Origin of the sequence: Bifidobacterium sp. B4081 (assembly GCF_026537335.1) — a bacterium.
GTDB lineage: Bacteria > Actinomycetota > Actinomycetes > Actinomycetales > Bifidobacteriaceae > Bombiscardovia.
This window is the reverse complement of the sequence record NZ_JAFNMM010000001.1, coordinates 345,130-369,617: the sequence shown is the minus strand read 5'-3', so window position 1 is coordinate 369,617 and position 24,488 is coordinate 345,130. Positions and strand designations below refer to the sequence as shown.

General features: G+C 61.5%; 22 protein-coding genes and 4 tRNA genes. 7 read left to right on the top strand and 19 right to left on the bottom strand.

Annotated features, from left to right (window positions below; translation table 11 throughout):
- Position 1: 1 nt before the first annotated feature.
- The 9 genes from rplB to J3T92_RS01465 all read right to left on the bottom strand — a co-directional run bounded on the left by rplB (position 2) and on the right by J3T92_RS01465 (position 8,009).
- Positions 2-832 carry a 50S ribosomal protein L2 gene (rplB, locus tag J3T92_RS01505; RefSeq protein WP_015022356.1) on the bottom strand — a complete coding sequence of 277 codons (831 nt, stop codon included), beginning with the start codon at positions 830-832 and terminating at the stop codon, positions 2-4.
- 35 nt (positions 833-867) lie between these two features.
- Complete coding sequence (rplW, locus tag J3T92_RS01500; RefSeq protein ID WP_015022357.1) at positions 868-1,170, bottom strand: 50S ribosomal protein L23; 303 nt, start codon at positions 1,168-1,170, stop codon at positions 868-870.
- Between the two features lie 5 nt (positions 1,171-1,175).
- Positions 1,176-1,850, bottom strand: coding sequence for a 50S ribosomal protein L4 (gene rplD / locus J3T92_RS01495; protein WP_015022358.1), 675 nt, complete (start codon positions 1,848-1,850; stop codon positions 1,176-1,178).
- Between the two features lie 4 nt (positions 1,851-1,854).
- Entirely contained in the window at positions 1,855-2,508 is a 654-nt protein-coding gene (gene rplC, locus J3T92_RS01490; protein ID WP_267399392.1) for a 50S ribosomal protein L3, read from the bottom strand.
- A gap of 16 nt (positions 2,509-2,524) precedes the next feature.
- A complete protein-coding gene (gene rpsJ / locus J3T92_RS01485) occupies positions 2,525-2,833 on the bottom strand; it encodes a 30S ribosomal protein S10 (RefSeq protein WP_006295278.1) in 309 nt (102 codons plus the stop codon).
- A gap of 306 nt (positions 2,834-3,139) precedes the next feature.
- Positions 3,140-5,848 (bottom strand): bifunctional acetaldehyde-CoA/alcohol dehydrogenase, encoded by a 2,709-nt coding sequence (gene adhE / locus J3T92_RS01480; RefSeq protein ID WP_416378908.1) that lies wholly within the window; start codon positions 5,846-5,848, stop codon positions 3,140-3,142.
- A 363-nt stretch (positions 5,849-6,211) separates the two neighbouring features.
- On the bottom strand, positions 6,212-6,703 hold the full coding sequence (gene rpsI, locus J3T92_RS01475) for a 30S ribosomal protein S9 (protein ID WP_015022361.1): 492 nt from the start codon (positions 6,701-6,703) through the stop codon (positions 6,212-6,214).
- 20 nt (positions 6,704-6,723) lie between these two features.
- Complete coding sequence (gene rplM, locus J3T92_RS01470) at positions 6,724-7,173, bottom strand: 50S ribosomal protein L13 (protein ID WP_024626794.1); 450 nt, start codon at positions 7,171-7,173, stop codon at positions 6,724-6,726.
- Between the two features lie 203 nt (positions 7,174-7,376).
- The gene (locus J3T92_RS01465) at positions 7,377-8,009 is read right to left on the bottom strand and encodes an AbrB family transcriptional regulator (RefSeq protein WP_267399389.1); all 633 of its coding nucleotides are present in this window, start codon (positions 8,007-8,009) and stop codon (positions 7,377-7,379) included.
- A gap of 107 nt (positions 8,010-8,116) precedes the next feature.
- Between J3T92_RS01465 and J3T92_RS01460 the strand changes: the two genes are divergently transcribed.
- The gene (locus J3T92_RS01460) at positions 8,117-8,779 is read left to right on the top strand and encodes an IMPACT family protein (RefSeq protein WP_267399388.1); all 663 of its coding nucleotides are present in this window, start codon (positions 8,117-8,119) and stop codon (positions 8,777-8,779) included.
- Positions 8,780-8,988: 209 nt separating this feature from the next.
- Here the strand turns inward: J3T92_RS01460 and J3T92_RS01455 are convergent.
- A tRNA-Ser gene (locus tag J3T92_RS01455) sits at positions 8,989-9,075 on the bottom strand.
- Between the two features lie 227 nt (positions 9,076-9,302).
- Here J3T92_RS01455 and dinB point away from each other — a divergent pair.
- Entirely contained in the window at positions 9,303-10,574 is a 1,272-nt protein-coding gene (gene dinB, locus J3T92_RS01450) for a DNA polymerase IV (RefSeq protein ID WP_121914074.1), read from the top strand.
- Here the strand turns inward: dinB and dapC are convergent.
- From dapC to J3T92_RS01430, 4 genes are all read right to left on the bottom strand, one after another.
- The gene (gene dapC / locus J3T92_RS01445) at positions 10,571-11,725 is read right to left on the bottom strand and encodes a succinyldiaminopimelate transaminase (RefSeq protein WP_267399387.1); all 1,155 of its coding nucleotides are present in this window, start codon (positions 11,723-11,725) and stop codon (positions 10,571-10,573) included. The genes dinB and dapC overlap by 4 nt on opposite strands.
- A gap of 70 nt (positions 11,726-11,795) precedes the next feature.
- Positions 11,796-12,113 carry a ferredoxin gene (gene fdxA / locus J3T92_RS01440; protein ID WP_015022367.1) on the bottom strand — a complete coding sequence of 106 codons (318 nt, stop codon included), beginning with the start codon at positions 12,111-12,113 and terminating at the stop codon, positions 11,796-11,798.
- 57 nt (positions 12,114-12,170) lie between these two features.
- Positions 12,171-13,694 carry an amino acid permease gene (locus tag J3T92_RS01435; protein WP_267399386.1) on the bottom strand — a complete coding sequence of 508 codons (1,524 nt, stop codon included), beginning with the start codon at positions 13,692-13,694 and terminating at the stop codon, positions 12,171-12,173.
- A 93-nt stretch (positions 13,695-13,787) separates the two neighbouring features.
- The gene (locus J3T92_RS01430) at positions 13,788-15,017 is read right to left on the bottom strand and encodes an FAD-binding protein (RefSeq protein WP_416378894.1); all 1,230 of its coding nucleotides are present in this window, start codon (positions 15,015-15,017) and stop codon (positions 13,788-13,790) included.
- A gap of 392 nt (positions 15,018-15,409) precedes the next feature.
- Here J3T92_RS01430 and J3T92_RS01425 point away from each other — a divergent pair, with 392 nt between their 5' ends.
- The 5 genes from J3T92_RS01425 to J3T92_RS01405 all read left to right on the top strand — a co-directional run bounded on the left by J3T92_RS01425 (position 15,410) and on the right by J3T92_RS01405 (position 22,767).
- Complete coding sequence (locus tag J3T92_RS01425; RefSeq protein WP_267399385.1) at positions 15,410-16,474, top strand: uroporphyrinogen decarboxylase family protein; 1,065 nt, start codon at positions 15,410-15,412, stop codon at positions 16,472-16,474.
- 50 nt (positions 16,475-16,524) lie between these two features.
- The gene (locus J3T92_RS01420; RefSeq protein ID WP_267399384.1) at positions 16,525-17,715 is read left to right on the top strand and encodes an ABC transporter substrate-binding protein; all 1,191 of its coding nucleotides are present in this window, start codon (positions 16,525-16,527) and stop codon (positions 17,713-17,715) included.
- A 9-nt stretch (positions 17,716-17,724) separates the two neighbouring features.
- Complete coding sequence (locus J3T92_RS01415) at positions 17,725-19,545, top strand: ABC transporter permease (protein ID WP_267399383.1); 1,821 nt, start codon at positions 17,725-17,727, stop codon at positions 19,543-19,545.
- On the top strand, positions 19,542-21,323 hold the full coding sequence (locus J3T92_RS01410; protein ID WP_267399382.1) for an ATP-binding cassette domain-containing protein: 1,782 nt from the start codon (positions 19,542-19,544) through the stop codon (positions 21,321-21,323). Before J3T92_RS01415 ends, J3T92_RS01410 begins: the two co-directional genes overlap by 4 nt.
- A 112-nt stretch (positions 21,324-21,435) precedes the next feature.
- On the top strand, positions 21,436-22,767 hold the full coding sequence (locus tag J3T92_RS01405) for an O-acetylhomoserine aminocarboxypropyltransferase/cysteine synthase family protein (protein WP_267399381.1): 1,332 nt from the start codon (positions 21,436-21,438) through the stop codon (positions 22,765-22,767).
- Between the two features lie 160 nt (positions 22,768-22,927).
- Here the strand turns inward: J3T92_RS01405 and rpmG are convergent, their stop codons facing one another.
- From rpmG to nrdF, 5 genes are all read right to left on the bottom strand, one after another.
- Entirely contained in the window at positions 22,928-23,095 is a 168-nt protein-coding gene (gene rpmG / locus J3T92_RS01400) for a 50S ribosomal protein L33 (RefSeq protein ID WP_015022386.1), read from the bottom strand.
- A 46-nt stretch (positions 23,096-23,141) separates the two neighbouring features.
- Positions 23,142-23,215: transfer RNA gene (locus J3T92_RS01395), tRNA-Met, on the bottom strand.
- Between the two features lie 4 nt (positions 23,216-23,219).
- A tRNA-Thr gene (locus J3T92_RS01390) sits at positions 23,220-23,291 on the bottom strand.
- A 1-nt stretch (position 23,292) separates the two neighbouring features.
- Positions 23,293-23,374, bottom strand: a tRNA-Tyr gene (locus J3T92_RS01385).
- Between the two features lie 116 nt (positions 23,375-23,490).
- Positions 23,491-24,486: a class 1b ribonucleoside-diphosphate reductase subunit beta gene (nrdF, locus tag J3T92_RS01380; protein ID WP_220236288.1), complete on the bottom strand. Its 996-nt coding sequence runs from the start codon at positions 24,484-24,486 to the stop codon at positions 23,491-23,493.
- Positions 24,487-24,488: the final 2 nt, after the last annotated feature.

Genomic DNA, 24,488 nt, shown 5'->3' with positions numbered 1-24,488 from the left:
CTTACTTGCGGTTCTTACCATTTGGACGACGACGCACGATCATCTTGTTGGAGGCCTTCTTGGGCCTGCGGGTGCGAACCTCGCCCTTGCCCCAGGGAGACACTGGCGGCTTGCCGCCACGGGTGCGTCCGCCATGCGGGTGGTCGACCGGGTTCATGGATTCACCACGGGTGATAGGCCTGCGTCCCATCCAGCGGGCACGTCCTGCCTTGCCGAGCTGGACGTTGGCGTGGTCGTTGTTGCCGACTTCGCCCACTGTTGCACGGCAGCGGGAGTCGACGTTGCGAATCTCGCCGGAGGGCATACGCAACTGGGCGTAGGCCCCGTCCTTGGCCACCAGCTGGACGGCAGCACCGGCCGAGCGAGCGATCTTGGCACCGCCCAGGGGCCGCAGCTCAATGGCGTGGACGATGGTGCCGGTGGGGATGTTGCGCAGAGGCAGGTTGTTGCCGGGCTTGATGTCGGCCTGGGGGCCAGTCTCGATGACGTCGCCCTGCTTGATGCCCTGCGGGGCGATGATGTAGCGCTTCTCGCCGTCTGCAAAGTGCAGAAGGGCAATGCGGGCCGAGCGGTTGGGATCATATTCGATCTCAGCCACCTTGGCGGGCACGCCGTCCTTGTCCCAACGACGGAAGTCGATGAGACGGTACTGGCGCTTGTGCCCGCCGCCACGGTGGCGGCTGGTGACGCGACCATAGGAGTTACGTCCGCCGGTCTTGCTCAGCTTGCGAACCAGCGACTTCTCGGGCTTGGAGCGCGTGATTTCGGCGAAGTCCGAAACCGAGGCGTTGCGACGGCCCGCGGTCGTCGGCTTGTATGTACGGATAGCCATAATCTAGTTCTTCCTTAACTTTTCTCGGCTAGCCTTCAGTTGTTGGTACCGAAGACATCGATCGACTGGCCCTCGGCCACCTTGACGATGGCGCGCTTCTCAGCGGCGCGACGACCCCAGCCCGTACGGGTCCGGGTCCGCTTGCCCTGCCGATTGAGGGTGTTGACCGATGTGACCTTCACATTGAAGATCTGCTCGATGGCCTGCTTGATGGCGACCTTGTTGGCATCAGGGTCCACCACGAATGTGTACTGGCCACGGTCCGAATTGGCGTAGCTCTTCTCGGAGACGACCGGGCGCAGAATGATGTCGTGCGCTGGCTTGTGAATAGCTGCCATGAAAATCAGGCCTCCTTGACGGTCTCGGACTTGGCGCCGCCCTTGACAGCTAGGAAGGCATCGAAGCCATCCTTGCTGAAGACGACATCCTCGGCCGTGACCACATCGTAGGTGTTGAGCTGATCGGCGAAGAGGACATGGACGGTGGGCAGGTTCCTGACGGAGAGCCACTCGTTGATGTTCTCGCGGGACAGCACGACGGTGGTGAATCGGTTGTCGACCAGGGGCAGCAGTGCTGCCTTGGCGGCCTTGGTGGACGGGGTCTCGCCAATGCCGAAGTCGACCACGTGCACGCGTCCGGCGTTGACCCGGTCGGACAGGACGTAGCGCAGGGCTGCGGCCTTCATCTTCTTAGGGGTGCGCTGGGAGTAGTCACGCGGCTGCGGGCCGTGGACAATGGCGCCACCGGTCCACTGGGGAGCACGGATGGAGCCCTGACGAGCACGACCGGTGCCCTTCTGCTTCCAAGGCTTGCGGCCGCCGCCGGAGACGGTGGACCGGGTCTTGACCGAGTGTGTGCCCTGGCGGGCCGCAGCCAGCTGGGCCACGACCACCTGGTGGATCAGCGGCACATGCGAGCGGACATCCTCCTCGGCGATGCCGAAGATCTGCTCGGGTGCATCCACGGTCCCGGTGTTCTTGCCCTGGGCGTCGGTGATGTTCAGAGTCAACTTAGCCATGGTTTCAGGCTCCCTTCACTGCCGAACGAACCAGGACGATGGCGCCGCGGGGCCCGGGCAGGGCACCCTTGATGGCGATGACGCCCTTCTCGGCATCTGCGGAGACGATGGTCAGGTTCTGGACGGTCGAGGTGTCATGACCCATACGGCCGGCCATCCGCTTGCCCTTGAGGATGCGGCTGGGCGTGGCGCAGGCGCCCACTGAACCGGGACGGCGCTCGTTCTTATGCGAGCCGTGGGTGCGGCGGTAGGACTTGAAGCCCCAACGCTTGATGGTGCCGGCAAAGCCCTTGCCCTTGGTGGTGCCGGTCACATCGACCTCGCTGCCCTCGGGCAGCAGATCCAGGCCCAGCTCCTGGCCGGGCTGATAGCTGTCGGCATCGGCGGTGCGGACCTCGACCAGGTGGCGACGCGGGGTCACTCCGGCCTTGGCGAAGTGTCCAGCCAGTGGCTTGCTCACCTTGGTGGGGTCGATCTGTCCGTAGCCGATCTGGATGGCCTGGTAGCCGTCCTTTTCCTCATTCTTGACCGCGGTCACCACGTTGGTGGACACATCCACCAGGGTCACCGGGACGAAGAAGCCGTTCTCGTCCCAGACCTGGGACATGCCCAGCTTGCGGCCCAGGAGAGCCTTGCGGTTCCTCTGCTCTTCAGCCATGCGGTTTCCTCCTCCCCTACAGCTTGATCTCAATGTTGACGTCCGCCGGCAGATCGATGTGCATCAGCGAATCCACCGCCTTGGGCGTGGGATCCACGATGTCGATCAAGCGCTTGTGGGTGCGCATCTCGAAGTGCTCACGGGAGTCCTTGTACTTATGAGGAGAACGGATGACGACATACACGTTCTTCTCAGTCGGCAGCGGAACGGGGCCAACCACAGTTGCGCCCGCGTTCGTCACCGTCTCGACGATCTTCTTCGCCGATTGGTCGATGACCTCGTGGTCATAGGACTTTAGCCTGATGCGGATTTTCTGTCCCGCCATTGCCGTCCGCCCTTTCTAGCGATCTATGAACTGATTACCCAGTCTGTTTCGAGGGCACGGAACGGCAGCCACAGGAGACATTCCTCCCGACAGGCCTCAGCCGGATCCATGCGCAGCCGTGGAGAATCCCGTGGGGATGGGACTCCTCGCTGCACCCGCTATTGTGATTGACAAAATGCGAGCCCAAAACAGGCAACTTTCTTATTAAAGCACGAGGGTTCCCCTAGAAGAATCCGGGCGTGTCGCACCACTTCCAGGGGAACCCTCGACTCAATTCCGGCCCTGTCAGGCCCGCTGGGAGGCCTCCTAGACCACATCCTCGCCCTGGCGGGCCGCCCTCATCCGGTGACCCTCCTCCTGGCTGACCCCATAATAGGCGGCCACGGCGATGTCCTTCATGTCCTCAATCAACGGAATGCGGGGGTTGGCGGGCGTGCACTGGTCCTCATAGGCCCGCATGCCGATCTGGTCCAAGGACTGCCAGTAGAGGTCTTCATCCACTCCGGCAGCCTGGAAGGAGGCATCCATGCCCAGGCGCTCGTCCCTGTAGGATTCCACAGCACGGGCCAGGAGCTCCACCCCCTCCTCGGGAGTAGCGGATTCGATACCCAGCACATGGGCCATCTGCCTGTAGCGCTCCGGGGCCACATACTCGCTGTATTTGGGCCAGCTGGTCGGCTCGTCCGGGATGCATCCGTTGTAACGGATCACATAGGGCAAAAGGATGGAATTGGCACGCCCATGGGCCACATGGCAGAGGGCTCCGATGGTATGCGCCATGCCGTGGCACATGCCCAGGAAGGCCGAGCCGAAGGCCATGCCCGCCATGGTCGCCGCATTGTGCATCTTCTCCTGGGCGCGTACCTTGACCTCGCCGCCCGCGGTGCCCACGGCAGGCTCCAGGTTGTCCCAGATCAGCTTGGCTGCATGCAGGGCCATGGCGTCGGTGTAGTCGTTGGCGTAGACCGAGACGAAGGCCTCCATGCAATGGGTCAGGGCATCGAAGCCCGAGTCGCAGGCAAGCCTCTTGGGCTGGGTGCGGGCCAGAACCGGATCAACGATGGCCACGCTGGGGGTCAGGGCGTAGTCGGTGATGGGGTACTTGTATCCGGTCTTATGGTCGGTGATGACCGCGAACGGGGTGACCTCCGAACCTGTGCCCGAGGAGGTGGGAATGCAGACCAGCTTGGCCTTGGTGCCCAGGGGCGGAATCTTGAAGGCCCGCTTGCGGATGTCAAAGAACTTCTCGCGGACATCGGCAAAGGAGATCTCCGGATGCTCATAGAGCAGCCACATGATCTTGGCCGCGTCCATGGGACTGCCGCCGCCCACGGCGATGATGGTGTCGGGGCCGAACTCATCACGCATCATAGTCGCGCCGCGCTCCACCGTCTCGACGCTGGGCTCCGGCTCTACGTAGTCAATGATGCGGAAGGTGACCGGCTCAGGCCGGGCCCGCAGCTGATCGATGATCTTGTCGACGATTCCCAGCTGCTCCATGACCCTGTCGCAGACGATGACGGCCCGTCGAATGCCGAACATGTCGCGCAGGTAGCGGACGGAGTTGGGCTCGAAGTAGGTCTTGGCCGGCACCTTGAACCACTGCATGTTGTTGTTCCTCCGAGCAATCCGCTTGATGTTAATCAGATTGACCGCCTGGACGTTCCCCGAGACCGAGTTGCCGCCGTAGGACCCGCAGCCCAGGGTCAGGGACGGGGCGATGGCGTTGTAGATGTCGCCGATGCCGCCCAGGGAGCTGGGCTGGTTCCAGACAATCCGACAGGCGTGCATGCGCTGGCCGTACTCGCGCACCAGCCTCTCGTCATCGGTATGGATGGCCGCCGTGTGCCCGGCGCCGTAGCGCAGCATCTGCTCGCAGAGGGTGAAGCCCTCCTCCTTATTGCTGGCCTTGAGCACGGCCTGCACCGGAGCCAGCTTCTCCAGGGTCAGGGGTTCCATGGGGCCGACCTGGTCGCATTGGGCTGCCAGGATGGTCGCATCCTCGGGGATCTCGAAGCCGGCCTGGCGGGCAATGAACTGGGGGGACTTGCCCGGAACCTCGGAGTTGAGCCTGGGAGCGGGAGCATCAGCACCGGCATGAGCCCGCACGCCGAACATGTACTCCTCCAGCTTGGCCTTCTCCTCAGGGTTGACGAAGTAGGCCTTGCGCCGCTTCATCTCCTCGATCACCCGGTCATGCACATCCTGATGGGCGATGATGGCCTGCTCTGTGGCGCAGATCATGCCGTAGTCGAAATGCTTGGACAGGATCAGGTCGTTGACGGCCCGTGGGACATTGACCCTGCGATCCACATAGGCTGGGGCATTGCCTGCACCTACGCCCAAGGCCGGTTTGCCCGAGGAGTAGGCAGCCTTGACCATACCGGTACCGCCGGTGGCCAGAATGGTGGCCACTCCGGGGTGCTGCATGAGCGCGCCGGTGGCCTCGACCGAGGGGTGTTCGATCCACTGGATGCAATCCTGCGGTGCGCCTGCCTCGATGGCGGCATCGCGGACGATCCTTGCCGCCTCCACCGAGCAGCGCTGGGCGTAGGGGTGGAATCCGAAGACGATGGGACAGCGGGTCTTCAGGGCCAGCAGCGATTTGAAGATGGCTGTCGAGGTGGGGTTGGTCACCGGGGTCACGCCAGCCACGACTCCCACCGGCTCGGCCACCTCGATGATGCCGTCCACATCGTTCTCACTGATGATGCCCACAGTGCGCTGCCTGGCCAGGTAGTTGGTCACATGCTCGCAGGCGAAGATGTTCTTGGTGGCCTTGTCTTCCACCAGGCCTCGTCCGGTCTCCTCGACGGCCATCTGTGCCAGGGGCAGGTGCTGGTTCAGGGCCGCGATCGAGGCCTTGGCCACGATCCGATCCACCTGTTCCTGGTCGAGCTCCTCAAAGGCGTGCAAAGCCGACTGCGCTCGGACGACCAGGGCATCCACCTCCCGGCGGGCCAGCTCAGTGCTGTCGGCCCGGGCGCCTTCCCTGCCGGCTTCTGGCTCCTTCAGTTGATGGTCATGCTTCTGTTTCTGCGTTCCAGCCAAGATATTGGCCCTCCTCATGTTCCGCGAATACCGATGAGGGCCAGCAGAAAGTCTGAGGCGGTCTCAGACCGTGCCTGTCCACGAAAGGCATCCGTCATAACGTGACGAAAGTCACAATATAGACCAGAGGGGGCACCATTGAGCCCCAGGATGAGCGAACGTTCGCTTGAAGCGTGTCGTGTGGGAATTCGTGGTTTTTCTGATCATTTTCCGCACCCGAACGTGCACTTTGCCGTTCACTTCAGACTGGGCCGTCCAGGCATGAATCCAGGCATGAAAAATCCCCAAGGTCCGGGGGAACCTCGGGGATGGAAGAAACTGCGGACGTCAGCGCTTGGAGAACTGCGGGGCGCGACGGGCCTTGTGCAGACCGGCCTTCTTGCGCTCCACCACGCGGGCGTCACGGGTCAGGAACCCCGCCTTCTTCAGGGCAGGACGGTTGGCGTCCCTATCGATGGCGTTCAGGGCACGTGCGACGCCCAGACGGACTGCGCCGGCCTGGCCAGTCACGCCGCCGCCCTCGACGCGCACAACCACATCGAACTTGTTCTCGAGCTTGAGCAGCACAATGGGTGAGTTGACCTCGCGCTGGTGCAGCTTGCTGGGGAAGTACTCCTCCAGGGTGTGTCCGTTGATGCTCCACTTGCCAGAGCCCGGAATCAGACGAACGCGGGCGACTGCCTCCTTGCGGCGGCCGGTGCCGTAGCCCGGCTCAATGGCGGAGGTGCCGGTACCTGCACCGGCGTTGGTCTCGGAAGTGTAGGAAGCGCTGGTCTCCTCGGCCTCAAGAACCGCGGAGCTGTTGTTGTTGTCAGCCATGGTGATTATCTCCTCTGGTCCTACTTGGCCTGCTGGGCGACCTGATGGATCTTGTACTCAATGGGCTGCTGAGAGGTGTGAGGATGTTCCTCGCCTGCGAAGACCCGCAGCCTGGTCAGCTGGACCTTGGCCAGCTTGTTCTTGGGCAGCATGCCCTTGACCGCCGTCGTGATGATGCGCTCGGGGTTGTGCTCCATCAACTGCCCATAGGAGTCGCGACGCAGGCCGCCAGGACGGCCGGAGTGAGTGTAGAGCACCTTGTCGTTCTTGTTGCCCGTCAGCACCATCTTGGACGCATTGATGACGATGACGTTGTTGCCGGAGTCGGCGTAGGGCGCATAGGTGGGCTTGTTCTTGCCGCGCAGCAGATCGGCCACCTGGGCTGCCAGACGCCCCAGCACCACACCGGAGGCGTCGACGATATACCAGTCATGTGTCAGATCGGCTGGTTTCGGGGTGAAAGTCTTCACGATTCAACCTTTTCCTTGCATTGTGTTTCGGGCTCTCCGCACCGCATGTTGCCATGCTGGCCGAAAGCCATGTATTCCGTGGGCTCCCTTAAAGTCCTAGACGGCGAGTGGGAAAAGCGCTTTGAGGACCCCTTAGGGAAACACAACAGTCCATTATTGTAACGCCTGAGTGCCGTTCGTCAAAATTCGCGTCGCCCTAAGTTTCAGCGCGAGGCGGCTGCCCGTGCCACCTGCCCATCAGGGTCCTTGCGCAGAGCCTCAAGGGTCGCCTGCCCGGTGTTGGGATTCAGGGCCACCGCCCGGCGGACCATGGCGGCCAGCACAAGGGGGGCATTCTGCTCGTCGCGAGTGCCCAGGGCCCCCAGAAAGTCCAGGGTATCGGCATCGGTGCGCTCATCCTGGGCACCCTCCAGACGCATCTTCCAGGAGGTCATGGGATTGGTCAGCGCAGCAGCCCTGACTCCGGCGTCCTGGTCCTTGGTGAGCAGACCGGCCAGCCAGTTCTTGTCATTTTTGTTGGCAGCCACCGCCCGGCGGACGTCTGCGCTGGAATCCTGGGAGAGCTTGACCAGAATGTTGGGGAAGGGCATGGTCTGCGCCAGGTAGACCCTGTCCTCCACCGGCGTGTGCTCATTGCCAGCCACCGCCTCCAGCAGTGCCGTGAAGCGTGAGAAGGCGGCCTGGTCGGACCTGTCGGGCAGGGGGCTACGGGCGAATTCGTGCAGCTCGGCCGTATCTGTGGAGTGCCTGAGCCTTTCATAAAAAACGGTCAGAGCCTCATGGGGCTTGCCGGGTGATGGGGATTCGGTTTCCGATTGGTCCTGGGGATTGGTCATGCGGTCAGCTTAGGTCGCCTCCTTGATATAAGACCCGGCCCGAGATCCCCTTTAGCATGGAGATAATGCAAGAACCGAGGAGACGATAAGCATAGGAGGCAAGCCGATTGCTCACCATACTGGATACGCCGCAGAAACCGGCTACGGGCTCTCTGACTGAGCGGAAGTCCGAGTTCATCGGCCAGGCCTGCCATGTGGAGGATCAGGAGGCAGCCATGGCCTTCGTCCAAGAGGTCCGTGTGCAGCACCCCAAGGCCCGGCACGTCTGCCACTGCGCGATCTGGGGACCGGAGGGCAGCACCAGCGAGCGCATGAGCGATGACGGAGAGCCCTCCGGGACGGCCGGTAAGCCCATACTTGAGGTCATGCGTCGGCAGGGGGTGACGGACTGTGTCCTGACGGTGACCCGTTACTTCGGAGGGATCCTTCTCGGGTCAGGGGGGTTGATCCGGGCCTACTCCTCAGCAGCCTCCCTGGCACTCAAGGCGGCAAAGCAGGCACGTGTGCTCCCGACCCAGCGATTCACGATCACCGTGGATTATCCGGAGTACGATCCCCTGCGCCGTCTGATCCGCACCTCCGGGGGACAGGTGGAGACCGAGGACTTCACGGATCGGGTCCAGCTGACCTACGACCTGGAGCCCGCCGCAGTGCCAGCCTTCCATAGTAGGCTGGACGACCTTCTGCAAGGCCGGGTCCAGCCGAACGCATTGGGCGAAGGCCGCAGGCTGATCCCCCTGTCCGGGGACCAGGCTTCGTCTGCCTCATGACTGTCGGGAGGGCCATGCAACCATTGCTCGGTTGCAGCCTTACCCGCCGGACAGGCTCATGCCGCACGCCGTCGCTCTTCCGCCATGTAGACCGTGACCTTCCAGGCCCGAGCTCCACAAAGGATATGGGAATAAGCACCTTTGGCAATGAACGCCAGTAATGAATAAGACCGGCGATCGTGCAAGATCAGCGATCACCGGTCATCAGGCGGAGACGAGGAGATTCGAACTCCTGGACCGCTTGCGCAGTCAACACCTTAGCAGGGTGCCCCTTTCGGCCACTCAGGCACGTCTCCATGCAGGCTCCCGATTCAGGACCCTAGTCCCAAAGTCTCGAGAACAAAACAATAGAATACCATGATAGACCGACCTGACTCGCCGGTGCGACAGGGGTGCAATGCAGCACAGGGCGGATTCGTTCATTTTCATGGATAAAAACCATAAATGTAATTATTTTCCAAGAATTTACGACTGAGAATAATTTATTGCATGTTCCTCTGGGACCCCCTTCTATCATGGAGCCATGAGTACCGCACCAAGGCTTGCAGCCGCCAAGAAAGACTGGGGACATGACGAGACCGGCTGCACGGTGCTGCACATTGACATGGATGCCTTCTACGCCTCCTGCGAAGTCGCCCGACACCCTCAATTGCAGGGCCGGCCGGTCATCATCGGCACCGGACGGCGTTCGGTGGTCTCTGCGGCCAGCTATGAAGCCCGGGCTTTCGGCATCAACTCGGCCATGCCTCTGGCACGTGCCGAACGACTGTGCCCTCAAGGGGTCTTCCTCCCGGTCGACATGACCTATTACCGGAATATCTCACGAAGGATATTTGATACGGTTTTCTCACGAATTACTGATCAGATCGAGCAAGTCTCAGTAGACGAGTGCTACATGGACGTGTCCGGGGCACTCATGCGCTGGGGCATGCCTACGGCCATAGCCCGGTGGATTCGAGCCAGCGTAGCCCGCCAATTCCACGTGACCTGCTCGGTGGGCATCGCCACCAACAAACTGGTAGCCAAGATGGCCTCCACCAACGCCAAGCCCGACGGCATGCTGCTGATTCCCAAGGCCCGACAGGCCGAGTTCGTCCAGCTGATGCCCCTGCGCGGCATCCCCGGCATCGGACCGGCCCTGGAGAAGCGGCTCAACGCCTGGGCCATCAAGGACGTGGCCGACCTGGCTACCATGAGCGAGCGGGATCTGACTCGGGCCACAGGTTCGAACCTTACAGCCAGGAAGCTGGCACAGGCCTCCCACGGTCTGGACGACGATCCTGTCCAGCCGCGAGCGCCAGAGAAGTCCCTAGGCGCGGAACGCACCTTTCTGCACGATACCACCAGCATGAAGCAGGTCTGCGACCTCCTGCGCGTCTGCAGCAACGAAGTGGCGACCGGACTGCGATCGCACGACCTGATCGCCCGAACCATCACCGTCAAACTACGCTTCGATGACCTGCGCTATATGACCAAGGCCCACACCCTGGAGACCCCGGTCAACTCAGCCAACCGCATCTATCCGCAAGCAGTCGGTCTGCTCAAGGCCATGCTGGGGCTGCCCGATGGTGTGCCCATGGACACGCCCCTGCCCAGGCTGATCCGCCTGGCCGGTGTCAGCGCATCCGGTCTGAGCCGGGTGGAAGACACTCCCATCCAGCCATCCTTGGATGACATCATCCACGAGAGCAAACGCCGCACCGGCAGCGAGGCCCAGCGCCTGGATCAGGCAGAGGCCACCATGGACTCCATCAGGAGCCGCTATGGCAAGGGCTCGGTCAGCATGGGCCTCTAAGCGGCGCTCCGCAGACGCCCCAAGGCCAGCTCCAGCTGCTCGTCAGTGATGGTTGACGAAAATCGCAGATAGTGGCCATCCCCGTAGAACTCCCCGGGACTGGCCAGAATACCCAGACGGGATAGGTCTGCCATATCGGCCCAACAGTCGCCCGAGCGGGCTTGTGCCCAGATATATAGGCCGCCCTGCGGCATGACGGCATCATATCCGTAAGATCTGAGACCTTCAGCCAAGGCATGCAGGCGACGGGCATAGACTTCGCGCTGGGTCATCACAGCATCGCCATCCTCCAAGGCGGCCCGCATGGCCCGTTGCACCGGACCTGGCACAATCAGCCCCATCTGCTTGCGGTAGGCGGTCATGGCCTCTACCAGATGAGCATCTCCCGCCACCAAAGCTGCCCTGTATCCGGCCATGTTGGACTGCTTGCTCATTGAGTACAGGCAGAGTATCCCACTGGCATCGCCGCCACAGACTTGGGGCTCCAGGATGCAGGGCGAGGCGGTGATTTGCACATCCTGCCCGACCCGGGCGGATTCTGACCAATCCAGGAGGGCGTAGCACTCGTCACTTAGGACCGTGGCACCTATCGAACGGGCCGCCCGTACAATCTTCGCCAGCCCGGCTCGGTCCATGATCCGCCCACTGGGGTTTCCTGGCGAATTGATCCATATTGCTCGCACGCCGAGCAGATTCACCCATGAATCCGTATCAGTCGGATCGTCCACGGTCGTCACCTTGGCCCCAGCCAGCTGGGTTCCGATGGCATAGGTGGGATAGGATACCGTCGGCTGCACCACCCGGTCCCCCGGTCCCAGATGCAGAAGGGAAGCCATGAGCGCCACCGCCTCCTTGGATCCGACCGTGGGCACCAGATCCGCGCCAAGAGCATTCAGATCTACCCCGCGGCGACGACGGAACCAGTCGGCCGCGGCCTGCCTCAGAGATCCATCACCGGCAGTTTTGGGATAACCTCGTGCCTGACCATCATCCGAAGCGGCAGCCAAAGCATCCCTGACCGACCTGGGTACAGGGTCCACCGGCGAACCCACCGACAGATCGACCAGACCGCCGGGGCATTGCTCAGCACGCCACCGATAGGAGTCAATCCTCGACCAGTCGTAGGGGGATTCGAAGGAGTGAAAACCCATGGTCAGCCTTTCTCGTATAAATAAGCCGCGGAGGGATGGCTCCCATCCGCGGCTCGTCAGCCTGAATCGACTACTTGTTTGGGGGCAGGGCTGCCACACCCTCCGGATCATGATCGTAAGGGCCGACCGCAGCAGCGCCGCCGGCATCCCCCACCTGGGCGAAGAAATCAGTCGCCGCATCCTTGTACCAGGTCCACTCCTCGGGCAGATCATCCTCGTAGAAGATAGCCTCCACCGGGCAGACCGGCTCGCAGGCGCCGCAGTCCACGCACTCGTTGGGGTTGATGTAGAGGGAACGGACGCCCTCGTAGATGCAGTCCACCGGGCATTCGTCCACGCAGGCCTTGTCCTTGACGTCCACACAGGGCTGAGCGATGACGTAGGTCATGGGTTACCTCCTGAGTATGCGAATATTCACTCTACACTGCAGCGCCGACGCTCCAGGTCAGTCCAGACCCGCCTGGGTGGCCTTGGATATCTTCCCACTGAGCTGATGACGACCGAGCAGGGAGTGCCGGTAGGAATAGCCGAAGTAAATGGCCAGGCCTGCAGCCAGCCAGACCACGAATCGAATCCAGGTCAGCACGGTCAGGTTGAGCATGAGCCAGAGGCAGGCCAGGGCGATCAGAATGGGCACCCAAGGGTTGCCGGGCATCTTGAAGGACCGGGGCAGGTCAGGCCGGCGCTTGCGCATGATGGGCAGGGAGATGGCCACCAGCAGGAAGGCCGAGAGCGTGCCGATGTTGACCATGTCGGACAAGACGTCTATGGGGAAGCAGGATGCCACCACGGCAACCACGATGCCACCCAGGATCTGAATGCGGGCCGGCGTGCCATGGCGGCCGGTGCGGGACAAGGCACGCGGAAGAAGCCCGTCGCGGCTCATGGCGAAGACAATGCGGGTCAGCCCCAGCAAGAGCACCATGACCACGGTGGTCAGCCCCACCACGATGCCGAAGGAGATGATCTTGGCAGCCCAGGGAGCCCCCACCATCTCGAAACCGGTGGCCAGTGAGGGGTTCTTGGCCTTGGCAAGATCCTTGTAGGAGACCATGCCGGTGGTGACGATGGCGACCAGGATGTACAGGGTGATGACGATCAGCATACCCAGGCCGATTCCGCGGGGAATGGTCTTGTGGGGCTCCTTGGCCTCCTCGGAGGTGGTGGCGACGATATCGAAACCTACGAAAGCGAAGAAGACCAGGGCCGCGCCTGAGAGGATGCCGGGGATACCGTAGATGGTGGGCTGCATGCCTGAAACCCACTGCCAAAGGGGCTGGCCCATGATCCCTGGCACGCTGGCACCCGGAACGGCAGAAGCAGGCTCAGAGGGCGGGATGAAGGGCCGGTAGTTGTCCAATTTGACGTAGAAGAAGCCCACCACGATGACGAAGACCACAATACCGATCTTGAGGACGGTCAGGGCACCGTCGAACCGGGCTGAAAGCTTGGTGCCCAGGACCAGAAGGACCGTGAAGAGGGTGACGACCGCCAACGGGGCCAAGTCCACATCCAGGCCGCCTACATGGAAGCTGGAGCTGAAGGAAGTGCCGCCCATCAGGTGGATGAAGTCGTTCAGGTAGACACCCCAGTACTTGGAGATCACCGACGCGGCCATGAGCATCTCAAGAATCAGGTCCCATCCGATGATCCAGGCCACCAGTTCGCCCATGGTGTTGTAGGTGAAGGTGTAGGCCGAACCTGAAACCGGGATCATGGAGGCGAACTCCGCGTAGCACATGACGGCCGCCGCACAGACGATGCCTGCGATGACGAAGGAGATAATGACGGCCGGACCCGCATGGAAGGCCGCTGCCTGGGCTCCCACCGAGAAGATGCCGGCGCCCACGGCCACTGCGACGGCCATGATGGCCAGGTCCCAGGTGGTCAGCGTCCGCTTGAGGGACCTGCCCTCCTCCCCGGTCTCTGCCAGGGTCTGTTCAACCGATTTCTTCCTGAATAACTCCATCTTGCTCCCGACTCACGAGTCCCACTCCGGCCAGTAATCATAGGATATGGTGCCGTACAAAACCGAAATACGCTCATCAGGTGAAAGCAGGAGCTACCAAGCCAGGTCGATGCCTGGGGTAACGGGCTCGGGAATCAGGCGGATGCCGAAGGTGGAATCCACGCCTTTCTGGATGGCACGAGCCAGGGCCACCATGTCATCGGACCCGGCACCTCCGCGGTTGGTCAAAGCCAGTGTGTGCACGTCGGACAGGGCGGCAGCCGACGCCTCCTCCAGGGCGAATCCCTTGTGGAAGCCTGAATGATCGATCAGCCAAGCCGCTGAGGTCTTGACCAACGCCGAGTCTTCGACAGGATAGCGTGGGGCATCCGCCGGTAGGGCATCCGCGGCCTCAGGGCTGATGATCGGATTGGTGAAGAAACTTCCGCAGCTGTGACGATCAAGCAGCACCCGCTCGCCCCTGGGGCCGTGAAGGTCATCCTGGACTGCCTCCAGAGCTTCTTCCAGGTCGGAGGTTCGACGGCAGGATCCCATCCAATCGGTCAGGTACCGGTAGGGATCCTCCAGCATCCCCTTGCCTGCTCTGACGGTCAGAACCGCCCGGCGGATCCGCTCCAAGGGAAGGGTTGCCCCGACCTCCACACCCAAGGCCTTAGCCAGCTGGGCGGAACCCACCTGAGCGGCGGACCCATGTCGCAGGACCAGGGTGACCGAAAGGACCACGTAGCGCGGCGTGGGGAAGAACCGTGCGTCGGGCACAGCCGGCGCCTGATACATGGTCTGCTTGAGCAGGGAGGTCCTGTATCCGAAATCCAGATCAGAGGCCCGCAGATAGGCAGTGACCTTGTCCTGGCGGTCCCAGACCTCGACCGAGTCGACCAGGCGGCCGACCTCCTGGCCGTATGCGCCGATGTTCTGGACCACCGAGGCCCCGACAGTCCCGGGGATGCCGGATAGGCCTTCTACCCCGATCAGGTGCATGCGCACGCAGTAGGAGACCAGATCATCCCAGTTGGTCCCAGCCGTTGCGTTGATGTGGACGACGGGAGCACCACCTTCAGGCGGAGCCACCTCGTCGGGCACGCTGATGTCCTGACGGGTGTCACGCACAACCACACCGAAAAAATCCTGGTCGGAGGCCAGCAGGTTGGATCCCCCGCCGATCAGGCAGAGGGGCAGCCCCTTGGAATCCGCGTCCTCCACAGCCTCGATCATGCCCACACGGCTTTGGGGCTGAACGAAGGCGGCCATGCTCCCGCCCACACCCACAGTGGTGATATCGGCAAAGGTCGGAATGGTGTCTCTGGAGGATACGTCAGACATGCAATTCACTGTATCATCGTCCCCTTATGAGGGCCTCTCCCGAGCAGGAGCCATGACAGACCTGAGATGCCCCCTGTCGCCCTTGGCGATCATCAATCGGTCATACTCAGATAGCAAAGCAAGGGCATCAAGGTGACTGCGAAGTCCTGTCTGACCCCCTATCAGCTTTTCCTATAGCTTTCGCAAGACCCGTGCAGGGTCAGGGGACGATTAGCGGCGATAGATATTACCTATATGCCAGGTCGTTGACGGGCCTGCTTCCTGGGGGTTTTATGTGACAAGAGCTTTGGGAAGGGGAATCTCCAAAGCCCTGTTTCCGGACGAAGGGCACCGGAACTACCTGGACACCTGACCGGGCGTTCATAGAACACATACCAGGAAATGAGCATGCAATGACAGAAGACAGAAGAACCCAGTTCCACCAGATAGCCCAGGGCCAGACAAGCCGCCCCTGGCTGACCTCTGCCTGGCAGCACCACATCGGACACGAGTACGGTGCTGAGAATTTTGCTGCAGCCACCTTGGACTTCGTTCGCAAGTGGGATTGGGACTGGGTCAAGATCAACCCGAGGGCCATCTACTACGCCGAGGTCTGGGACGCAGTCTACGACAAGGATCACTATGATTGGCTGATCCCGCGCACCGTCCGCACGGCCATCCAGGAGGCAGGGGATATCGCCCGCATCGACTATCGCGACCCCGAAACCAACAAGGTGCTCCAAGAGCAGATCCAAGCTGCCAGAGGCATCCGAGACGGCCTTGAGGACCGAGCAGTCATCGACACGGTCTTCTCCCCGCTCTCAGTCCTCCTTCAGTTGGCCGATCTCCCCCTCTATCCCGACGGGCAGGGCTCCGCGCAGGAGAATGACAGGGGCCTGAACAGACAGACGCTGATCTTCGACCAGCCCGAGGCGGCCAAGTCAGCGCTGGACAAGATCGCCCGGACCCTTGCCGACTACGCAGCTCTGCTGGTCAGCCCCAAGGAGCAGGGCGGGGCTGGTCTGGACGGCATCTTCTTCGCCGAGACGGGTCTGGCCAGCCATGGCTACTTCAACCAGGCGCAACTGGAGGAATGGGCCAAGCCCTATGACCGGATCGTGATCCAAGCGGTCAGACAGGCCAATCCGGAAGCCCTGGTCCTGGTGCATACCTGCCGGGAAGATGCCCATCCCGAAGAATTCACCGACCTGAATCCCGATTTTCTCCACTGGGACCAGTTCCGCCCAGGCAATCCTGAAATCAGCACCGATTTTCCAGCGGTACCCGTGGGAGGAGCCGACTTCGAACTCTTCAATCCGGGCAGCGACGTGGATCAGATCCGCCAGGAATTGGATCAGACCATCCAGGCCCGTCAAGGCCGTCCCTTCCTCCTGGCGCCCTCATGCACCATCCCGACGCCCGCCGACGAGGAGGCCCTGCGCCTTCTGAGCGGAACCCGGGCCCCCAAGCAAGTCTGAAACCACAAACAACCCACCGACATCAACCGTCAAACTCCAAGGGAGACATCATGGTCATCACATCAAAGCAGCACCGGCAGCATCGTGGCACCATCAGGGCAATGGTTGCCCTCATGACCACCATGGCCATGGCCGGAGCGCTGTCGGCCTGCGGATTGGGAGGCGACAAGGGCTCCTCCGCAGGATCGTCAGACCATGTGACCATCGCTGCCATCTACCCTAAGACCGGTCTCTACGCCGAGTACGGAAAGATGTTCCAGCAGGGCTTCGACCTGGCCAAGGACCAGGTCAACAGGAAGGGCGGAATACAGGGCAAGCGCCTGGACATCGACTATTACGACACCCAATCAGATGCCAAACAGGATGCCGCCGTCGCCCCAAAGATCGCCTCCGATAAATCAGTCATCGCCGTTGTGGGCGACTACTCCTCGCCGGCCTCTTCAGCCGCATCGCCTATTTTCCAACAGGCCGGGCTGGTCCATTACGGCTTCAACAACTCCTCGCCGACCTTCACGAATTCGGGTGATCATGTATGGACACCTCAAATATCGCAGAAAACTTACCAGGAAGTCAACGCTGAGGCGGTGTCCAAGCGAGCCGAGAAGATCTCCGTCGTCTATATAGAAAACGACTGGGGGAAGGAATCCTTCCAGTACTTCAAGGAGGCTGCGGAACGGCTCGGGGTGCAGATCGTCTACCAGTCCTCCTATCTGCCCGATTCCACGGACCTGACTCCAATACTGATCCCGGCCAAGAATGCCGCCCCCGAGGCCGTGGTGGACATCGGCTACGGGCCAGATGGGGCGCTGATCGCCAACACCCTGCGGGACAAACTGGACTATAAGGGACCCTTCTTTGGCGGTCAGGAGACCAAGGAGTTCCTCTCCCTGACCGGAGCGAACGCCCAAGGGGCTATCATTACCGGCGTCTTTTCGGCAACAGGCACCAAGGATGCGAAAGCCAAAGCCTTCGTCAAGAGCTTTGAGGACCGGTATCACACTGTCCCCGGCAACTTCGAAATCACTGCCTACCAGGCCATCAAGAACCTGGCCTACGCGGGCGAGAAGACCAGCCCCACCAGGGAGGGCATCCAGGAGGCCCTAAGCAAGGTCAAGGACTTCCCGCTCTACCAAGGCCAGGGAGGGACTTTCCGGTTCAACACCAAGACCCGCCGGGCGGATACGATCAAGCCCATCCTCCTCCAGGTCGATCAGGGCAAATTCAAACAGATCGAGGAGTGAGCTGCGATCATGGTCGAGACGCTCTTTTCCGGACTCATCCACGGCGGCGTTTACGCTCTGGCCGCCGTGGGTATGTCCCTGGTCTTCGGAGTGACCAATGTGGCCAACTTCGCACAAGGATCCCTGGTAGCGGTCGGGATGATGACGGCCTGGTGGGTAGGCTCCTCCCTAGGCTGGGGACTCGTTCCCACCATCCTGGCCGTCGTCCTGGTCACGGGCCTGGTCGGCCTGATCACCAACCTCCTGGTCATCACTCCCCTGGAGGGTCGGCAACCAATCGCCGCCCTTCTGGGCACAGTGGGTCTAGGACAGGTCCTGGATAACGGGATGCAGCTGATCTTTGGCTCTCAGACCAGGCCCTTCCCCCAGCTGTTGCCCACCCACAACCTGCATGCGCTGGGCATCAGCTTCGGCACATCCGACCTGGTCATGGGTCTGGTCGCCTTGGCCAGCATGGCTGCGCTCTGGGCCTTCCTGACCTACGGTAGGACCGGGCAGGCCATCAGGGCCACCTCCCAGGATTCCCAGGCCGCATTGCAGATGGGAGTACCTGTCACCTCCATTCGCACCATAGCCTTCGTTATCGGCTCGGTCCTGGCTGGTATCGCCGGAATTTTCATCGGTCTGTTCAAGACGAACATCAACCCCATGGACGGCAACGCCATCGGCATGACGGCTTTCGTGGCTGCAGCCATCGGCGGACTGGGCTCCATCCCCGGAGCCATTATTGGCGGCCTGGTGCTGGGTTTGGCCGAGGCCGTCGGCGTAGGACTCTTCGGCGATGGTGTACATGACCTAATCACCTTCGGCACCCTCCTGCTGGTTCTGATCCTCAAGCCTTCAGGATTCCTAAGCCGCAAGGCAGACATGGGCAAGGAGCCCATGACCGGAACCCTCCCGGAAGCCGCCAGACCCATTCGACTGCCACTTTGGGCCAACCTCGGCCTTGCAGCAGCCGCTCTGGCCACCCCATTCATTTTCTCCGACCATCTGGCCGGCATCGGAACCCAGGTTGCCATATACGCCATTGCCGCAGTGGGCCTGACGCTGATCTCGGGCTCGGCCGGGCAGACCATCCTGGGCTTGGCGGGACCTGTGGCCGTGGGAGCCTACGCCTCGGCTCTGTTGACCATGCGTCTGCATTGGCCTTTCACGCTCTCCCTGCTGGGCGCGGCCGTCATCGCCGCCTTGGCCGCATCCCTGCTGACATTCCCTGTATGGAAGCTCAGTGGCCACTATGTGGCTATCGCCACCATAGGGGTGGGAGCAGTCATGGTCGCCATCATCCGCATCTGGGAACCTCTGACCAGGGGCTCGCTAGGTCTGCAGGGCATTCCGCTGCCAACATTCCTGGGCAAGCCGCTCTACACCCAGCAGATGCAGTACCTACTGGACCTGATCGTTCTTCTACTAGTCCTCGCAGTGATCTCTCGGATCAGGTCCTCACATCTGGGCCACGTCTTCGAAGCCATCGGCGAGGACGGACAAGCGGCCTGGTCCCTAGGGATCAGGACAGGGGCCTACAAGGCGCTGGCCTACGCCCTGGCATGCGGATCGGCGGGTATCGCTGGTGCTCTGCTGGCGCATCAGTACACCTATATCGACCCGACCCTCTTCAACCCGACCATGTCGACCCTGATTCTGACCATCATCGTCCTGGGTGGTATGAAGTCCCCGACCGGAGCTGTGATCGGCTCCCTGATCCTGGTAGGGGCCCCTGAACTGCTGCGCATCCTGCCCGAGGTGAGAATCATGGCCTACGGACTCGTCCTGATCATCTTCATCATCTGCAGACCACAGGGTCTGTTCTCAACCAAAAGGAGGGCATGATGACGGGCAGCCGGCATAATCCCGAACCTGTACGCGACAATGCTGATCAGCCCCTGCTCAGCGTGCGCAATCTGAGCAAGAGCTTCCAGGGACTGCAGGCAGTGGCCGACGTGAACATGGATCTGGCATCCGGCCAGGTGATAGGCATTATCGGCCCCAACGGATCAGGCAAGTCCACGACCATCAACCTGATCTGCGGCTTTCTCAAGCCCGACTCTGGCCAGATCAGCCTTAAGGGACGCACCGTGACCGGCCTGCCCGCTACGGACATGGCCGAGCAGGGGGCGTCCCGCACCTTCCAGAACGGCAGGGTCTTTCCGACCATGAGCGTTGAGGAGAATGTGGCTGTAGGGTTCCATAGACGCCTGGAAGCCCACAGACCCTTTCGCCGCCTAGAGCGGTGGCCCATCCTGCGATGGATCCCCCTGCTGACGCAGACCTGGCTGACGCTGGTGCCCGGTCCCGCCTGCCGGAGGGAGGCGGTCGTCGAGCGCAAGGCCGTCCAGTCCGAAATTGACAGATTCAGCGAGCGCCTGGAGGAACATCGCACCCAGGCCGCCTACACACTCTCCTACGCCAACCGGCGACGCACCGAGATAGCCAGAGCCCACGTCAGCTCCCCCGACATCCTGGTTTTGGACGAACCCGCGGCAGGAATGAACCAATCGGAGACCGCCGAAGTGCTGCAACAGCTTCTGGAGCTCAAGGCCCAAGGGCAGACCATGCTCCTGGTCGAGCATAAGATCGACCTGATCGAAGCACTGTGCGATCAGGTCATCGCCATGGACGGCGGCAGGATCATCGCCTCCGGACCTCCCAGGCAGGTCAGTGCCGATCCCCGCGTCATCACCGCATACCTGGGCGACCGCAGACCCCGCAACAATGCCCCCATGAACGGGCAGGCAGATGTTCTGGCCCGGCAGAACGCCTTGGCTCCGGCCACCGTTGTAGAACCGATCGATGGCCAGGATCCCGACAGCACAAGAACCAAGCTAAAAACCAAAGCTGAGTCGTCGGATGACGATAGGGGGAAGCCAACTGCCGAGGGGGACCGAACCTTGCTTTCCCTGGATGCCGTGGATGTGAGCTATGGCCCGGTCAAGGCCCTGGACCATGTCAGTCTTCGCGTTCCCCAAGGCGGCATCGTCTCCCTTCTGGGCGGGAATGCTTCGGGCAAGTCCACAACCATGAAGACCATCCTGGGTCTGCTGGCTCCAAAGGAGGGAACCATCCGTTTGGATGGACGGGAAATCACCCATACCCCCACCAGGGATCGGGTCCGTTCCGGAATCGCCTCGGTGCCTGAAGCGAGAAGGGTCTTCGCCGCCATGAGCGTGGAAGAGAACCTGCGCATGGGTGCCTACACCCAAAGGGAACGCAGTCAGATTGAGGAGGATCTGGAAGCTATATATGAGCGCTTCCCCCGCCTGGCCGAACGTCGTGGGCAGCAGGCCGGCACCCTTTCAGGAGGCGAGCAGCAGATGCTGGCCTTCGGCAGGGCCCTGATGAGCCATCCCCGGTTGATATGCATGGACGAGCCGACCATGGGTCTCTCCCCCAAGCTGGTCGACCAGGTGCTTGAGCAGATCGCCTCCCTTCGGGACCAGCTGGGCATCTCCATCCTTCTGGTCGAGCAGCAGGCCGAGCTGGCCCTGTCCATCGCCGACTACGGGTACGTGTTGCAGAACGGCCTAATCCGTCTGGAGGGGCCCGCCCGACAGCTCTTGAATGATGAACGTGTTCGCCAGGCATACCTGGGCAAGGGAACCTCCCGATAGCGGGCAATAAGGAACACCTATGAGCGGAGCCTTGCCCGAGACCCTGAAAGAAGATTCGATGGTGGGCTAGCGAAGGATTCACGACCGGACATAAGCAGAGGAAGACACCCACATGAGCAAAGGATTTGCAACAAAAGCCGTCCATGACGGCTATGACTGTCAAAGCCAGGGCGGAGGCGCGGCCAGCGTCCCCATCTACCAGTCGGCCGCCTTTGACATGGTCACCGCCGACCGAGGAGACGCCCTGGCCGCCGGCGAGATACAAGGGTTCTCTTACTCACGCCTAGCCAACCCCACGGTCAAGGTCCTGGAGGACCGCCTGTCCAGCCTGGAGGGGGGAAAGGGGGCCGTGGCCATGGCCTCGGGGATGGCCGCTGTATCGTCAGCCCTCATGTGTGCCGCCGAGGGCGGCGGGAGACTAATTTCCCCGGTCGATCTTTACGGAACCTCGGTGGATGCCATGAAGACCTTCTTCCCCAACTTCGGCATCGAAACGGATTTCGTGGATGACATTAACGACCTTGATGCCGTGGAATCCCTGATCCAGGACAACACCAGGGCCATCTTCGCCGAATCCGTGGCCAATCCGTCCACGGCCATAGCTGACATCCCCAGCCTTGCCGACCTGGCCCATCGGCATGGGCTGGCCCTAATCATCGACAATACGGTGCCCACGCCCTACCTGCTCAACCCGATCGACTTCGGTGCCGACATCGTCGTCCATTCGACCACCAAGGGGATCAGCGGCCATGGCAACTCTCTGGGCGGGGTCATCGTGGACGCAGGACGGTTCGACTGGGGCAACGGCCGCTTCCCACAGATGAGCCAGCCCGAACTGATCATCAGCGACGAGCGGCACGGGTCCATGGTCAGCTTTCTGGATGCCTTCGGCAAGATGGCCTTTCTCCGCAGGGTCCATACCAAGTACCTGCACACCTTCGGAGCGGTCATGAGCCCCTTCACCGCCTACCTGCAGCTGACCGGCCTTGAGACCCTGGCCCAGCGGGTCGCCACCGAGGTGAAGACGGCGACAATTCTGGCCCGCCACCTGCTGACCATTCCCCAGGTGGAGCAGGTCAACTATTCGGGCATTCCCGAGGGTCGGCACCAGGGCGATACGGACCAGCAAGACCATCTGGCATCAACCTTGCTGCCCAAGGGCGTCGGCACGATCCTGTCTTTCAAAGTCCAGGGAGGCTACGAGCAGGTCAAGCGCATTGTGGACTCGGTGCATCTCATGAGCTACATGCCTAACATCGGCGACTGTCGCACCCTGATTGTGGACCCGGCCAGGATCACCCACAGGGAGGTTCCAGAACCCTACCGCCTCAGCGCCGGTGTGGGCGACGACCTGATTCGAATCTCCGTAGGCCTGGAGAACCCGGACGACCTGATCGCCGATCTGGATCAAGCATTTGCGACCGCCTACCAGGGCACTCTCTAAGGCTGAGTCCCCTACATCACCAAACCCGTTCTGCTCCCAGCAGTATCTTCAGATAATGCGGAGTAGGCATATAGGCAGATTTGCATAAAGAAGAACCCGTGTATAAAAAAGAACCCGGCCAAATGGTCGGGTTCTGATGAAGCCAAAAGACGGGAAGAACTCAGCGGGTCTCCCGGTGCAGGGTATGCTTGCCGCAACGGGGGCAGAACTTCTTGAGCTCCAGACGGTCAGGAGTGTTACGACGGTTCTTGGTCGTAATGTAATTACGCTCCTTGCACACGGTGCACGCCAGCGTAATGCCAGGACGGATATCTGCGGCTTTTGCCATGGTTCACCTCTATAGTCGTTGCACGACCGACGTATGTCGGCCACAGTAGCGAGGAAGAGACTCGAACTCTTGACCTTACGATTATGAGTCGTACGCTCTAGCCAGCTGAGCTACCCCGCCAGAGAGCCTCGGGTGAGAATCGGACTCACGACCTCTTCCTTACCAAGGAAGTGCTCTGCCACTGAGCTACCGAGGCGTGGCGGATAGAGGATTCGAACCTCTGAAGCATTACGCGGCTGATTTACAGTCAGCTCCCTTTGACCGCTTGGGAAATCCGCCATGTCGCACTAGAACCGGAGCTCCGTACGGCAACTTGCCTATAATGACATGTTTTTCTGTTTTCCGCAAGTCCCGCTCCAAGGTCGTGTCTTCCGCGTCAGAGCAGGACAGACAGGTCAGAAATCCCAGTCGTCGTCGTCCGTCTCCACGGCCTTGCCCATGACGTAGGAGGAGCCCGAGCCGGAGAAGAAGTCGTGATTCTCGTCGGCGTTGGGGCTCAACGAGGCGATGATGGCAGGATTCACATCGGTGGTGTCCGAGGGGAAGAGGGCAGGATAGCCCAGGTTCATCAGGGCCTTGTTGCCGTTGTAACGCAGGAACTTGGTGACATCCTCCACCAGGCCCACCCCTGAGTACAGGCTCTCGGTGTATTCCACCTCGTTGTCGTACAGGTCGCCCAGGAGCTCGTAGGTGTAGTCGCTCATGGCCTGACGCTCAGAGTCGGAGACCCTGGCCAGCCCCTTCTGGTACTTGTAGCCGATGTAGTAGCCATGCACGGCCTCGTCACGGATGATCAGGCGGATCAGATCGGCTGTGTTGGTCAGCTTGGCATGGCTGGAGAAGTACATGGGCAGGTAGAAGCCCGAGTAGAAGAGGAAGGACTCCAGCAGGGTGGAGGCCACCTTGCGCTTCAGGGGGTTGTCGCCCTCGTAGTAGTCCAGAACGATCTGGGCCTTGCGCTGGAGGAACTCATTGTGTTCGCTCCACTCGAAGGCAGCGTCGATCTGAGGGGTGGAAGCCAGGGTGGAGAAGATGGAGGAGTAGGACTTGGCATGGACCGACTCCATGAAGGCGATATTGGTGTAAACAGCCTCCTCATGGGGGGTCAGCGCATCCGGAATCAGGCTGACGGCGCCCACAGTCCCCTGGATGGTGTCCAGAAGGGTCAGCCCGGTGAAGACCCGCATGGTCAGGGTGTGCTCCTCCTCGCTCATGGCCTGCCAGGAGGGCAGGTCATTGCTGACGGGAACTTTCTCGGGCAGCCAGAAGTTGCCAGTCAGACGGTCCCAGACCTCAAGGTCCTTCTCGTCCTCCAGACGGTTCCAGTTGATGGCGGAGACCCGGTCAATCAGCTTCAGCGGCTGCCGGGGAATGGAAATGGGTGGGACCATGG